The sequence below is a fragment of the Gallaecimonas zhanjiangensis genome (assembly GCF_057624825.1).
In genome coordinates, this window is the sequence record NZ_CM172603.1 from 1,395,486 (window position 1) to 1,408,967 (window position 13,482).

General features: G+C 59.5%; 11 protein-coding genes and 1 riboswitch. Of the genes, 8 read left to right on the forward strand and 3 right to left on the reverse strand.

The window, feature by feature from the left end; all coding sequences use genetic code 11:
- Positions 1-464 precede the first annotated feature (464 nt).
- From AC22G1_RS06540 to AC22G1_RS06570, 7 genes are all read left to right on the forward strand, one after another.
- Entirely contained in the window at positions 465-1,070 is a 606-nt protein-coding gene (locus tag AC22G1_RS06540; protein WP_487316047.1) for a cysteine hydrolase family protein, read from the forward strand.
- A 146-nt stretch (positions 1,071-1,216) separates the two neighbouring features.
- Entirely contained in the window at positions 1,217-2,188 is a 972-nt protein-coding gene (locus AC22G1_RS06545) for an HlyD family secretion protein (RefSeq protein ID WP_487316048.1), read from the forward strand.
- Positions 2,185-4,860 carry a ribosome-associated ATPase/putative transporter RbbA gene (rbbA, locus tag AC22G1_RS06550; protein WP_487316049.1) on the forward strand — a complete coding sequence of 892 codons (2,676 nt, stop codon included), beginning with the start codon at positions 2,185-2,187 and terminating at the stop codon, positions 4,858-4,860. The genes AC22G1_RS06545 and rbbA overlap by 4 nt, the downstream gene beginning before the upstream one ends.
- Entirely contained in the window at positions 4,857-5,969 is a 1,113-nt protein-coding gene (locus AC22G1_RS06555; RefSeq protein ID WP_487316050.1) for an ABC transporter permease, read from the forward strand. The genes rbbA and AC22G1_RS06555 overlap by 4 nt, the downstream gene beginning before the upstream one ends.
- Positions 5,970-6,057: 88 nt before the next feature.
- Complete coding sequence (locus AC22G1_RS06560; RefSeq protein WP_487316051.1) at positions 6,058-7,131, forward strand: AbrB family protein; 1,074 nt, start codon at positions 6,058-6,060, stop codon at positions 7,129-7,131.
- 79 nt (positions 7,132-7,210) lie between these two features.
- Complete coding sequence (locus AC22G1_RS06565) at positions 7,211-7,948, forward strand: toll/interleukin-1 receptor domain-containing protein (RefSeq protein WP_487316052.1); 738 nt, start codon at positions 7,211-7,213, stop codon at positions 7,946-7,948.
- Between the two features lie 878 nt (positions 7,949-8,826).
- Positions 8,827-9,171: a hypothetical protein gene (locus AC22G1_RS06570; RefSeq protein ID WP_487316053.1), complete on the forward strand. Its 345-nt coding sequence runs from the start codon at positions 8,827-8,829 to the stop codon at positions 9,169-9,171.
- Between the two features lie 68 nt (positions 9,172-9,239).
- Here the strand turns inward: AC22G1_RS06570 and AC22G1_RS06575 are convergent, their stop codons facing one another.
- Both AC22G1_RS06575 and rimK read right to left on the reverse strand, forming a co-directional pair.
- Positions 9,240-10,262 (reverse strand): succinylglutamate desuccinylase/aspartoacylase family protein, encoded by a 1,023-nt coding sequence (locus tag AC22G1_RS06575; protein ID WP_487316054.1) that lies wholly within the window; start codon positions 10,260-10,262, stop codon positions 9,240-9,242.
- A gap of 2 nt (positions 10,263-10,264) precedes the next feature.
- Positions 10,265-11,170 carry a 30S ribosomal protein S6--L-glutamate ligase gene (gene rimK, locus AC22G1_RS06580; protein WP_487316055.1) on the reverse strand — a complete coding sequence of 302 codons (906 nt, stop codon included), beginning with the start codon at positions 11,168-11,170 and terminating at the stop codon, positions 10,265-10,267.
- 135 nt (positions 11,171-11,305) lie between these two features.
- Here rimK and AC22G1_RS06585 point away from each other — a divergent pair, with 135 nt between their 5' ends.
- A complete protein-coding gene (locus AC22G1_RS06585; protein WP_487316056.1) occupies positions 11,306-11,869 on the forward strand; it encodes an LOG family protein in 564 nt (187 codons plus the stop codon).
- Between the two features lie 26 nt (positions 11,870-11,895).
- On the opposite strand, the gene lysC is transcribed toward AC22G1_RS06585, so the two are convergent.
- Entirely contained in the window at positions 11,896-13,242 is a 1,347-nt protein-coding gene (gene lysC / locus AC22G1_RS06590) for a lysine-sensitive aspartokinase 3 (RefSeq protein WP_487316057.1), read from the reverse strand.
- 65 nt (positions 13,243-13,307) lie between these two features.
- Positions 13,308-13,478, reverse strand: a riboswitch (Lysine riboswitch).
- Positions 13,479-13,482: the final 4 nt, after the last annotated feature.

The window sequence follows — 13,482 nt, forward strand, 5'->3', positions numbered from 1 at the left end:
AAACGTCCGGCGTAGGTTTTCAGCGATGCGTTATTGAACTCGTATCCCAGGCCGGGTAGGTAAAGTATGTGCTGGCAGTTGTCCATGTTGTTCTCGCTGCTGTCCTTTGCTTGATTAAGTAAAAGTGCATGTAAAGACGACTGTCAAAGACGTTTTGGCCTTTGTTCTCAAAAAACTGAGCTGAGACTTTTCGGGAAAGGCAATCCACATTTTTGTACTGGCTCTGGGCAACGCCACCATTGGAGTAAAGCTTGAGTACAAGCAATGCTTTGTTTTTATTTAATGTTTTAGGTTAGGGATATGCCTGGAAAGAAGGTGCCATGCACCGCGGCGTGATTGTGGTGCTGATGGCGGCCATTGCCTTGACCCGGCAAGGCTGGTAAGCCTAGAGCCTGGCAAGGCGCTTATGCCTATGGCCCAACCTTGCCAGGCTCCACTCACACCCCATTGGCGAAGGAGATGTCATGACCATTCAACCCCAGACTACCGCGCTGGTGCTCATCGAATACCAAAACGACTTCACCACCCCAGGCGGCGTGCTGCACGACGCGGTGCAAGGCGTGATGGCCAGCACCGACATGCTGGCCAAAACCCAAAGCGTGGTGGACCAATGCCGCGCCTGCGGCGTCACCATCATGCATGCCCCCATCCACTTTGCTGACGGCTACGCCGAGATAACGCGCCACCCCTACGGCATCCTCAAAGGGGTGGTAGACGGCAAGGCCTTTGTCAAAGGCAGTTGGGGCGCAGCCATCTGCGACAAACTCAGCCCCAAAGCCGGCGATATTGTGGTGGAGGGCAAGCGGGGCCTCGACACCTTTGCCAGCACCAACCTTGATTTCATGCTGCGCAGCAAAGGCATTAAAACAGTGGTGCTGGGGGGCTTTTTGACCAACTGCTGCGTCGAGTCCACCATGCGCAGCGCCTACGAGAACGGCTATGAGGTGATAACCTTGAGCGACTGCGCCGCCGCCACCTCCCAGGAAGAACACGACAACGCCCTCAAGTACGACTACCCCATGTTCTCCAAGCCCATGAGCGCCAGCGAGTTCCTCACCCTGCTGAGCTGACAAAGCCCCTTCGGGGGCTTTTTTCTGGCCATTTATCCTTAAAAAGCCCTTGAACAGGCAGCCTTTTTCACTGAACTTTGATATCAAGCAAAGAGGACCGACCTGTGGCCGGTTAGGATGCACAAAACAACACAAGGATTTGAGTTATGCGCAAGGGCGTAATTGTGGTGCTGATGGTGGCCATTGCCGCAGCGGTGTGGGCCGGGCAAAAGCTGCTGGTGCCCAAAACTCCGGAAGGCTTTGCCTCTGGTAACGGCCGTATCGAGGCCACCTCACTGAACATCGCCACCAAGAACGGCGGCCGCCTGGTGGAACTGCTGGTCGACGAGGGCGATTTTGTCACCCAAGGCCAAGTGGTGGCGAAAATGGACACCGATACCCTAAGCGCCCAGCTGCGCCAGGCCCAGGCCAAAGAGCGCCAAACCCGCGACAACCTCGAAAGCGCCAAGGCCCAGGTGGAACAGGCCAAAAGCCAGCTTAATCTGGCCCGGGTGCAATTTGAGCGGGCCAAAGAGCTTTTAAAGAAAAAGCTCATCGCCCGCGCCCAATATGACGAAGCCGAGTCCAGCTTTCAGGTGGCAAGTGCTGGCCTCACTGCCGCCAATGCCCAGGCGGTTGCTGCCCAGGGCGCCATTGAAGAAGCGCAGGCTGGGGTCGAAACCCTGCAAACCCAGATTGACGAAGCCACCTTGCACGCCCCCCGTGATGGCCGCATCCAATACAAGCTTGCCAACGTCGGCGAGGTGCTGGGCGCTGGCGGCAAGGTGCTGAATTTGCTTGATTTGACCGACGTGACCATGTCCATCTTCCTGCCGCAAACCGTGGCCGGCAAAGTGGCTTTGGGCAGCGACGCGCGCATCGTGATGGACGCCATCCCCGACAAACCCATCCCCGCCACCGTGAGCTTTGTGGCCGCCGAAGCCCAGTTCACCCCCAAGCAGGTCGAGACCAAGGACGAGCGCGAGAAACTGATGTTCAGGGTCAAGGTGCGGATCCCGGTCAGTCTGCTTAAAGAACACATCAAGCAGGTGAAAACCGGCCTGCCGGGGGAAACCTGGATCAAGCTCGACGCCAGCCAACCCTGGCCTGACAACCTCAAATCGCCCTTTGCCTCATGAACGCCATCGCGCTCGATGGGGTTAGCCACCGTTACGGTGAGACCCGGGCCCTGATTGACGCCGCCCTTACCCTTAAAAGCGGCGCCAGCCTTGGCATCATCGGCCCCGACGGGGTGGGTAAATCCACCTTGCTGGACCTTATCGCCGGCACCAAGGCCTTGCAGCAGGGCAGGGTAGTGGTGCTGGGGGCGGATATGGCCTCAAGCCAGGCCCGGCGCAACGTCTGCGCCGATATCGCCTACATGCCCCAGGGTCTGGGTAAGAACCTCTATCCCACCTTATCGGTGTGGGAAAACCTCGATTTTTTTGGCCGGCTTTTTGGCCACAGCGCCGCAGAGCGGGCCCGGCGCGGCGAGCAGCTATTAAAAGCCACCCATCTTTGGGCCTTTAAAGACCGGCCAGCTGGCAAGCTCTCCGGCGGCATGAAGCAAAAGCTGGGGCTGTGCTGCGCCCTTATTCACGACCCAAAACTGCTGCTGCTGGACGAGCCCACCACCGGGGTTGACCCCCTTAGCCGCCGCCAATTCTGGGCGCTGGTTGACGGCATTCGCCGCGCCCGGCCGCAAATGAGCCTGGTGGTAGCCACCGCCTACATGGAAGAGGCGATGATGCTGGACGAGGTGATGGCGCTGGACGATGGCCGCATTCTCGCCCTCGACACCCCAAAAGGGCTGCTGGCTAAAACCGGCACCGACAACCTCGACGCCGCCTTTGTTGCCCTAAGAGCCGGCGGCGCGGCCCAGCCTTTTACGCCCTTGCCGCTTGATGACAAAGCGCGGCCGCTGGCCATTGAGGCCAAAGGGCTGACCTGCCGTTTCGGCGACTTTACCGCTGTTAGCGACGTGTCGTTGAATATCCGCCAGGGGGAGATCTTCGGCTTTTTGGGCTCCAATGGCTGCGGAAAAACCACCACCATGAAGATGCTCACCGGCCTGCTGCCGCCCACACAAGGGAGCGCCAGCATCTTTGGCGAACCGGTTACCCAGCACAGCCTGGCGATGCGGGCCAAGGTGGGGTACATGACCCAGGCCTTCTCTCTTTATGGCGAGCTGACGGTGCGGGCGAACCTGGAGCTGCACGCCAAGCTCTACCACATCGCAGCGCCTGCCGAGCGCATCAAAGCGCTGCTGGCGCGCTTTACCCTGGAAAAGGTGGCAGACCAAAACGCCGGCGAGCTGCCCCTTGGCATCAAGCAGCGGCTGCAACTGGCGGTAGCGGTGCTCCATAGCCCCCGCTTGCTTATTCTCGACGAGCCCACCTCCGGGGTGGACCCTCAGGCCCGCGACCAGTTCTGGACCCTCCTTCATGAGCTGTCGCGCCATGATGGGGTCACCATCTTTATCTCCACCCATTTTATGAACGAGGCTGGCCGCTGCGACCGCATTTCCCTGATGCACGCCGGTAAAATTCTTGCCCAGGACCCACCGGCCGAATTGGTGCAAAAAAGCGGCGCGCCAGATCTTGAAGGGGCCTTTATTCATTACCTTGAAAAGGCCCAACCGGCAGCGGCAGACGGCGAGCTGCCGGCAACCGAAGAGCCCGCCCCCGGCGCCAAACCGGCCGCCTTTTCCCTTGGCAGGCTTTGGGCCTATGCCCGGCGCGAAGGCATGGAAATCAAGCGCGACCCCATCCGCCTGGCCTTTGCCATGCTGGGCACGGTGCTGTTGATGATTGTGTTTGGCTACGGCATTTCCTTTGACGTGGAAAACCTGGCCTACGGGGTGTTTGACCAAGACCAAAGCCCCCAGAGCCGCGCTTTTGTCGAGGAGTTTCGCGGCTCGCGCTACTTTAGCGAGCAGGCGCCGGTATCCAGTGAGGCTGAGGCCCAGCGGCGCCTCAAAAGCGGCGAGCTCAAAGTGGTGCTGGCCATACCGCCGGGTTTTGGCCGCGACCTTGCGGCCAATAAACCTACCGAGCTTGCCGCCTGGCTTGACGGCGCCATGCCGTTTCGCGGCGAAACCGCCCGCAGCTATGTGCAAGGGGTCTTTAACCAGTTCTTGAGCGATCAGGGCCTTGGCAGCCACACCAACCTGAGCCTGCAAACCCGGTTTCGCTACAACCAGGATTTTAAAAGCGTCAACGCCATGGTGCCGGGGGTGATGATGCTGCTGCTGGCCCTTATCCCGGCCATTCTCACCGCCGTTGGCGTGGTGCGGGAAAAGGAGCTGGGCTCGATTTTGAACCTCTACGCCACCCCCACCACCCGCCTGGAGTTTTTGCTGGGTAAGCAGCTGCCCTACGTGCTGATTGCCTGCATCAACGCCCTTAGCATGTTGCTGCTGGCGCTGTTTTTGTTCCGGGTGCCGGTAACCGGCAACCTCTTTACCCTGCTGCTGGGGGCACTTTTGTATGTGGTGGCCACCACCGGCTTTGGGTTACTGATCTCTGCCTTTGTCAAAACCCAGGTGGCGGCGCTTTTTGCCGCCGCCATCCTCTCCATCATGCCAGCGGTGAATTTCTCCGGCCTTATCGTACCCATGGCGTCGTTAACCGGCTCAGCCAAGGTGATGGGCATGGTGTTCCCTTCGGCTTATTTCAACACCATCAGCGTGGGCACCTTCGCCAAAGGCCTAGGGGTTGATGAGCTGCTGCCAAGCCTGTTGATGCTACTGGGCTTTGGCGTGGGCTTTATTGCCCTTAGCGTGCTGGTGATGAAGGAGCAGGAAGCATGAACTGGCGTAACGTTTATGCCCTTGGGGTCAAGGAGCTTTGGAGCGTATTAAAAGATCCGGTGCTGGTGGTGCTTATTATCTACACCTTCACCCTGGCCCTTTACTCGGTCAGTAAAGGGGCCAATACCGAGGTGAAAAACGCCTCCGTCGCCATTGAAGATCTTGACCAAAGCGCGCTCTCACAGCGCCTCGACCAGGCCTTTTTACCGCCGTACTTCAAAGAGGCGCGGCGGCTTTCCTCGGGGGAAGATATCGACACCCTGATGGAGCAGGGCAAGGTTACCTTTGTGCTGCAAATTCCCCCCAATTTTGCCGCTGACCTTCGCGCCGGGCGCAGCGCCGAGCTTGCCTTGCAGGTTGACGCCTCGGCCATGAGCCAGGCCGGCTCCGGGGCCGGGTACATCCAGCAGATAGTGGCCCAGACCATCAGCGAGTATTTCAGCCTCGATTTAAGCTCCAAGGTCAGCCTGGTTACCCGCGCCTACTTTAACCCCAACCTCGACACCTCCTGGTTTAACGCCATCATGCAACTGGTGAACAACGTCACCTTACTGGCGGTTATTCTCACCGGCGCTGCCGTTATCCGTGAGCGCGAGCATGGCACCCTTGAGCACCTGCTGGTGATGCCGCTGTCGGCCAGCGAAATCATGGCTGCCAAGGTCTGGGCCAACGGCCTGGTTATTTTGGTGGCGGTGGTGCTGGCCATCTTCGGCATGGTTAAAGGGGTATTGGGGGTGCCCATTGCCAGCAGTACGGTGCCGCTTTTTGTGCTGGGCACCTTGTTGTATTTGGGCTCGGTTACCTCCCTTGGCATATTGCTGGCCACCCTGGCCCGCACCATGCCCCAGTTTGGTCTCTTGGCTATGCCCACCTTTGTGGTTATGCAGCTGCTGTCCGGCGGCACCACGCCCCTTGATTCCATGCCGGCGCTGCTGCAACACATCATGCAACTGGTGCCCTCCACCCACTTTGTGGCCATGGCCCAGGCGGTGCTCTACCGGGGCGCCGGTATTGGCATTGTCTGGCCGCAGATGCTGGCGGTGGTGGCCACCGGGCTGGTGTTTTTCTGGGTGGCCTTTCGGCGCTTTCGCAAGATGGTCAGCAGCTGATCCGTTTTTTGTAAGGGTGAATTTAGCCCGGCCGTTTTGACAGCCGGGCAGCGCTCGGGCATGTTATGGGGCCTCAAAGGAGGCTCCGTTGTTCTCTGCGCTCCCCAAAGCCCGTTCCTGGGCACTCTTGCTGCTATTATCTGCGGCCTTTTCACTGCCCCTGGATCTGCTGCACCTGCCGGCAGCCTTGCTGCTCGGGCCCATGCTGGGCGGCATTGTGATGGGGGTACGTGGCCACCGTTTGGCCATTGCCAAGCCCATTTACAGCCTGGCCCAGAGCCTTATCGGCCTGATGGTGGCCGCCGCCATTTCCGCCAATCTACTGCACAGTCTCTTAAGCGATGCCTGGCTCTATTTGGCCATTATCTTAGGGGTGCTGGTGGTCAGTTCCCTGCTGGGCTGGCTATTGTGCAAGGGGCCTTGGCTGCCCGGTACCACCGGCCTTTGGGGCATTTACCCCGGCGCCGCCTCGGCCATGGTGGTGATGGCCGAAGGTAGCGCCAATGCCGACGTGCGCCTGGTGGCCCTGATGCAATACCTGCGGGTGCTGCTGGTGGCCATCACCGCCTCATTGGTGGCGCATTTTGCAACCGAGCTGCCCCCAGGGGCGGCGACCGCCGCCGCGGCAAGCAGCGCGCTGTGGCCCGGCCTTTGGGTGACGCTGCTGCTGGCCCTTGGCATTACCTTTGCCGGGCGGCGAACCGGCTTTCCCTCCGGGCCGCTGCTGCTGGCCATGGTGATTGGCGCGGCGCTGCATCTGGGCCTCGGTTACCAACTGGTGCTGCCCAAATGGCTGCTGGCCATGGCCTATGCCACTCTCGGCTGGCATGTGGGCCTTGGCTTTACCAGCGGCACCCTCAAAACCGCCCGCCGCGCCCTGCTGCCCATTGTCCTTGCCATCGTCTTTTTGATGACCCTGTGCGCCGGTATCGGCTACCTGCTGGTGCGGTTTTTGGGCATAGACCCTTTGACCGCCTACCTCGCCACCAGCCCTGGCGGCATGGACGCTATCGCCATAATCTCGGCCGGCACCCATGTGGATATTTCCTTTGTGATGGCCATGCAAACCCTGCGCTTTTTGCTGGTGCTGATGTTCGGCCCGTCGCTGGCGCGCTTTTTGGCAAAGCGGTTTGAGGGTAAGCATCCGCTTTCGGGCGGCTAATTCGGCGGATAGGGGGTATGTCTTTTACTGCTCCGAGTTGTTGGCGAAGGAGGGGGCTGCTAACAATAGGGCCGTCGAAATGGATATCACCCTCACTCAAGATAAGGACATCACCATGCCATTACCCCAAGATTGCCCCACACTCCTTGACCCTGTACTCCTTCAAAGAGCACGAGCGCTGCAACAGCAACATGGCGTTACCCACGTTACGCTGAGCTTTGGCGCCAGAAACGGCGGCGCCTATTTTGCCCGCTGGCTGCGCTATCAAATCATGAATCGAAAAAACTGGCTGCCGTATGTTAACAGCGTCTACCTCGACACCGAATGCTTAAAAATAGTGCCCGGAACTCAACGCACCACGGTCGATGCCGCCAGGCCCTGGTTGGTTGGCGTCGCCTCCATGAACGGCGGGTGGAAGGAATACTATCGCCATGCGGTAGCCACTTCGCGGTGCATGATTTTTGTGGCCACGCCGGAATGGAGCAACTCGCCTTTTTGTAATATGGAGCGCCGCTACTTCATCTATGAAAACGCCCGGCGCCGGCGCCTGAATCTGCCTGCCTTGCGCGGTATTGAACTGGCGATGGATGGCCATCACATCAATATTCCAGGGGCCATCACCATCGAGGCCGCCAAGGAAGATGCCGAGACCCACTATCAGGAGCGCCACCAGGTCACCCACAGAGCCAACCCCGCAGCCGCGGCCCGTTTCGGGGTCACCCTGCGGCAGACCGAGTTGCCACAGAACCAGAACTTTCGTGGCAACTACACCATCGCCGGCCAGCCCCTAAAAAGATTGTTTAACCTTCTGGCATAACCCCAGAGCCCAAAAGCCCCAACCCGCCGAAAGGTGGGTTGGGGCTTTTTGTATTGCTATTGGGTGTGATGGTTTTTGGTATATCAGTGGTGCGATTTTGCTGAGCGTATTTAGCCTTTGAAGTTTGGTGTGACTCTCACCTTTGTTCTGTTCAACTGTATAGCGTCTGTCGCTTCGTAGATTTGGTGTTTTTTTCTTGATGGGTTTTATCCTGATAGTTCGCCGGGTCCCGGCCCAGCAGCCGGGTTACTTTTGTTTTGGCAAAAGTCAGCGGGGCTGCCCAACCAAAACCATTGCCCACGTTTCGCTTCTTCTTCGTCTCTGGTCGTTCCCGGGGCACCGGTTCAAACGCGCTCCCGGCACGGATGAACCTGCCTCGACATCCCTGTCTCGGCCACCCCTCCACTCCCGCCGACTCAGCGCTGCACTTAACGGGCACAAGAGCGGGCAGCTCCGTTTATGGTGCAGCTGCTGAAGTTGTCCGCTAAGCCATAACGAAGTTGCATGCTTTTCGGAGCCCCTTTAAGTGGAGCGCCTTACCGCCGGGAGTGTGAGCTGACGCGAGGCAGAACGCCGAGCGAGCGGAGGACGCGTCGGGAACCGTACGCAGCGGTCAGCGGTAAGCGACTAGAGGGAAGGACATCGCGTAACGCCGGGGCGGTGCTTTTGGGTACTTTGTGCGAAAACAAAGTACCTCGGCTGCCGGGCCGAGACCCGGCGAGTAAACAAAAACATCTGAGTAATCTGATTGGCACAGGTTAACCGCTACCCGTCGATGCATACCCCGCCAACAGCGATGGCTGTGGGGATCCCCCTATGCCCAACAGAGACATTTTGTTACCTTTCAGGCTCCACAATCTTGTTCAACGGAGGAACAGATGGCAACCCAAGCCATAGATGCAATGATGCAAGACGCCTTTACCAAGCTGCCCAAGGCGGATGCCAGCTTGAGCGAACTGCTCAGATTTAGCTTTGAGTACAACCCTTCTGAGCTTTTCATGGCCGCATGGGGTGAGGAATATCGCGAACGGGCAGAAGCGCTGTGGGCGGCGTCAACGCAGGCGTTTAAAGCGCAAAAGGCCACAGGCTACAGCCCGGAGCAAGTGCTGCTGTGCATGGCATTTGATGCGGCGATTGCCCCATACACCGGTGCGCCCGAGTCTTTAGTTCTGGCTTACCAAAGGGCCATGCTGCAGGAGCTAAGGGCAGCTGCATCTTGCTGATAGCTAGGGCTGAGTAGACACAAAAAAATCCGGATAAACCGGCTTTTTTGTGTCAGAAAGTCTGGCCATCACAAAGGTGCAAAATCACTCTCATCCAACCTTTCCAGATTGTCATAAAAATGGGGTAGGGCGGCTTCTACCAAGTCGCCTTTCTCGGTGTGGGCGACGTTATAGAGGGCTTCGCCTTCGTGTACCAAGGGCAGGGTGGCCTGGCCGATAACAATGCCGTCTACCGGGCTTTTTATCACCACCGGTGTGCTGCCGGTGGGGTCGGTAATGTGAGCCATTACTTCGCCTTTACTCACCGCATCGCCTATGGCTTTGGTGCTCAGCAAAATGCCAGAGGCATTGGCCCTTACCCAGCGGCTTTCCTGGGCGATTTGCGGGGCCAGCTGGCGGCTGGGGGCCTTGGCGGGGGGCAACATGCCCAGGTGGCGCATCACGTTAACGATGCCGCGAAGGCCGGCGCGAATGGCAAATTCGTCAAAGCGCAGGGCTTCGCCAGCTTCGTAAAGCAGCACCGGGCAGCCGTTTTCGGCGGCGGTGGCGCGCAAGGAGCCGTCGCGCAGCTCGGCGTTGAGAATAACCGGCACCCGAAACGCCTTGGCCATGGCCAGGGCGTCGTGGTCGTTCAGGGAGGTGCGAATTTGCGGCAGGTTAGTGCGGTGTTTGGCGCCGGTGTGCAGGTCAATGCCGTGGCTGGCGTTGGCCACAATCTCGCTCATAAAGGTGTGGGCGAGCCGCGAGGTCATGGAGCCTTTGGCAGAGCCTGGGAAGGCGCGGTTAAGGTCGCGCCGGTCAGGCAGGTAGCGGCTCTTGCTGGTGTAACCGTAGACATTGACCACCGGCACCAAAATCAAGGTGCCGGTGATGCGTTTAACAAAGGAGCTGGCCAGCAGCCGGCGCACTATTTCGACGCCGTTAATTTCATCGCCATGGATGGCGGCGCTGACAAAAAGCCTTGGGCCGTCTTTTTTACCGCGAATAACGGTTACCGGCATATCCAGGGCCGCGTTGGTGTAGAGCGGCGGCACCGGCAGCTTGATATCGACCCGGCTGCCGGGTTTGATGCTAACGCCGCCCAGTTCCATGGTTAGCCTTTACCTTTGGTTTTGGTGGCGTGGGGTTTGGCGGTTTTCTCGATGTACTCGATGATGGCGCCGCCCACGTCGATACCGGTGGATTTTTCAATGCCTTCAAGGCCAGGGGAGCTGTTTACTTCCATTACCAGCGGGCCGTGATTGGAGCGCAGCAAGTCAACACCGGCTACCCCAAGGCCCATGATTTTGGCGCTGCGCACCGCGGTGGAGCGCTCCTCGGGGGTAATTTTGATTGACTGGGCGCTGCCGCCACGGTGCAGGTTGGAGCGGAACTCGCCGTCTTTGGCCTGGCGCTGCATGGACGCCACCACTTTGTCGCCCACCACGATGCAGCGGATGTCGGCGCCGCCGGCTTCCTTGATGTATTCCTGCACCAAAAAGCGGCCGCCAAGGCTACGGAAGGCCTCGATGGTACTTTCGGCCGCTTTGCGGGTTTCGGCCAATACCACCCCTTTGCCCTGGGTGCTTTCCAGCAGCTTTACCACCAGCGGCGCGCCGCCCACCATTTCGATGAGGTCGTCGGTGGCTTTGGTGGAGTGGGCAAAGCCGGTGATGGGCAGGCCGATGCCTTTGCGGGCCAGCAGTTGCAGGCTGCGCAGCTTGTCGCGGGAGCGGGAGATGGCTACCGATTCGTTAACGCAGTACACCCCCATCATCTCGAACTGGCGCACCACGGCGGTGCCGTAAAAGGTGACCGAGGCGCCGATGCGGGGAATGATGGCGTCGGGGTTTTCCAGCTCTTTGCCGCCGTAGTGAATGCTGGGCCTGTGGGAGGCGATATTCATGTAGCAAAGCAGGTGGTTAAGCACCTGCACCTCGTGGCCCCGGCTTTCGGCCGCTTCCACCAGGCGACGGGTAGAATACAGATCAGTGTTTCGGGACAGGATGCCGATCTTCATGGTAATTCCCTGATAAAGTAGGGGAACCGGTCGGGCACTTACGGGCAGTGGGCGGCCGGAAAAAGGTGCTGCATCATATAGCAGTGTTGAACACTAACCTAGTGGATCTCGACGACTTTTTAAACCGGAGCAACCATGGAAACTGTAGCGGTATTTTGCGGTTCCAGGCCGGGGGTTAACCCTCTGTTTAAAAGCGCGGCCAGGGCCCTGGGCCAATGCCTGGCCGAGCGCAATATTACCTTGGTGTACGGCGGTGGCCGGGTGGGGTTGATGGGCACCGTGGCTGACGCAGTGCTGGAAGCCGGCGGCAAGGCCATCGGCGTTATTCCCCAGGCACTGGTCGATAAAGAAGTGGGCCACAAGGGGCTGACCGAGCTGCACATCGTGCGCGACATGCACGAGCGCAAGGCGATGATGGCCCAGCTCTCCGGCGGTTTTATCGCGCTGCCAGGGGGCGCCGGTACCCTTGAGGAAGTGGCCGAAGTGTGGACCTGGGCCATGCTTGGCTACCACCACAAGCCCATTGGCCTTTTAAACCTGGCCGGCTTTTACAACCCGCTGATCGCCCAGTCGCAAAACTATGTGAACGAGGGCTTTTTAGACGAGCGCCACCACCAGATGCTGATAGTGGAAACCGAGCCCGGCGCCATGCTTGAGCGCTTTTTGGATTACCAGGCCCCCGCCTCCAAGTGGGGCTAAAAAACGCCCCTTTCGGGGCGTTTTTGCTATGAGGCCGCTGCGATTTTAAGGCGCTCAAACAGCCGCTCATGGAGCCGGGCAATGGCCTGTGGGCCGTCTTTTTCTTCCACCAGCAGGCACAGGTTATGGGGGCTGGCGCCGTGGCAGATCAGCGGCACATTGATGTTACCTAGGGCATCGAACACCTCGGCCGCCACCTTGGGAGTGGTGTTGAGGTTGTCGCCCACCAGCGCCACCAGTGCCAGGCCTTCTTGTACTTCAATGGTGCCAAGGCTTTTCAGCTCTTCCAGCACGCTCTCATCCAAGGCCTGTTCCGAGCCGCGCTCGTCGAGGGTCAGGGCGATGGAGATCTCGGAGGTGGTTACCAAATCCACCGAGATCTGGTGCTTGGCCAGCAGGGTAAAGGCGCGGGCCAAAAAGCCGTAGCTGTAGAGCATCTCGGGGCTGGTTATTTTCAACAGGGTCTGGTTTTTACGCAGCGCCAGGGCCGCGTAGCGGCGCTCGCCGGTCACTTCACGGCGGATAACGGTGCCGCCGGAGGCGTCCAGGGTGGAGCCGATAAACACCGGAATATCGTGGCGCATGGCCGGCCACAGGGTTTTGGGGTGCAATACCTTGGCGCCAAAGGTGGCAAGCTCGGCGGCCTGGGCAAAAGACAGCTCCGCCAAGGGGCGGGCCTTGGGGGCCAGGCGCGGGTCTGTGGTGTACAGGCCTTTGACGTCGGTCCAAATCTCAACCCAGTCGGCATCGGCCCCTTCGGCCAGCAGCGCCGCGGAATAATCGGAGCCGCCGCGGCCAAGGGTGGTGAGATTGCCGTCGATATCGGCGCCGACAAAGCCTTCGGTTACTAGGATTTCGCCTTGATGGTCGTTAAGGGCGACCTGCACTTGTTGGCGGGTGCGGGCGACATCGGGCTCGGCGTGGCCGAACTGGCTGTCGGTGGCGATCAGGAAACGGGCCGGTAGCTGCACGGCCGGCATACCCAGTTGGCGCAGGCGCTCGGCAAAAAACAGGCTGGAAAAACGCTCGCCCAGCGACAATAACTGGTCGCGGGCCTGGCCGGTGCAGGGGCCGGAGGCGTCCAGTTCTTCCATCAGGGTCCAGTATGTGGCCTTAAGGGCATCGGGCTCGCCCAGGGCGTCGAAGAAATGCTGCTCGCGGTCGCGGATAAGATTACGGAAATTTTCGGCGGTGGCGCTGTCCTTGGCTTGGCTCAGGCCAACCAGGGCATTGGTTACACCGGCAGCGGCGCTGACCACAACGATACGGGATTCGGGTTGATTGGCTACCAGTTGGGCGCTGCGGCCCTGGGCATCGTAGTCAGCAACGGAAGTGCCGCCAAATTTCAGTACGCGGCTAGCGGGGATGTTCATAGCTCTCCTTGAATTCAAGCAAAGAGAGCGCCTGGGACCGGCAGACAACAAAAGACGAGACTGCTTGTACCAGAAGCGCTCCACCAACAGGTGACAGTCAACAGGATTCAACCTGTCTGACCGATGACAGTGCGCGCCCCCGCGCAAGATCATCTCGGCGTTTACCCCCTGGCCAGCCGTCTAAGGGAAAGGGCCCCTCGTGCTGGTTACCTGGAAAACGCACCTCTTCTGGTCCTAAAA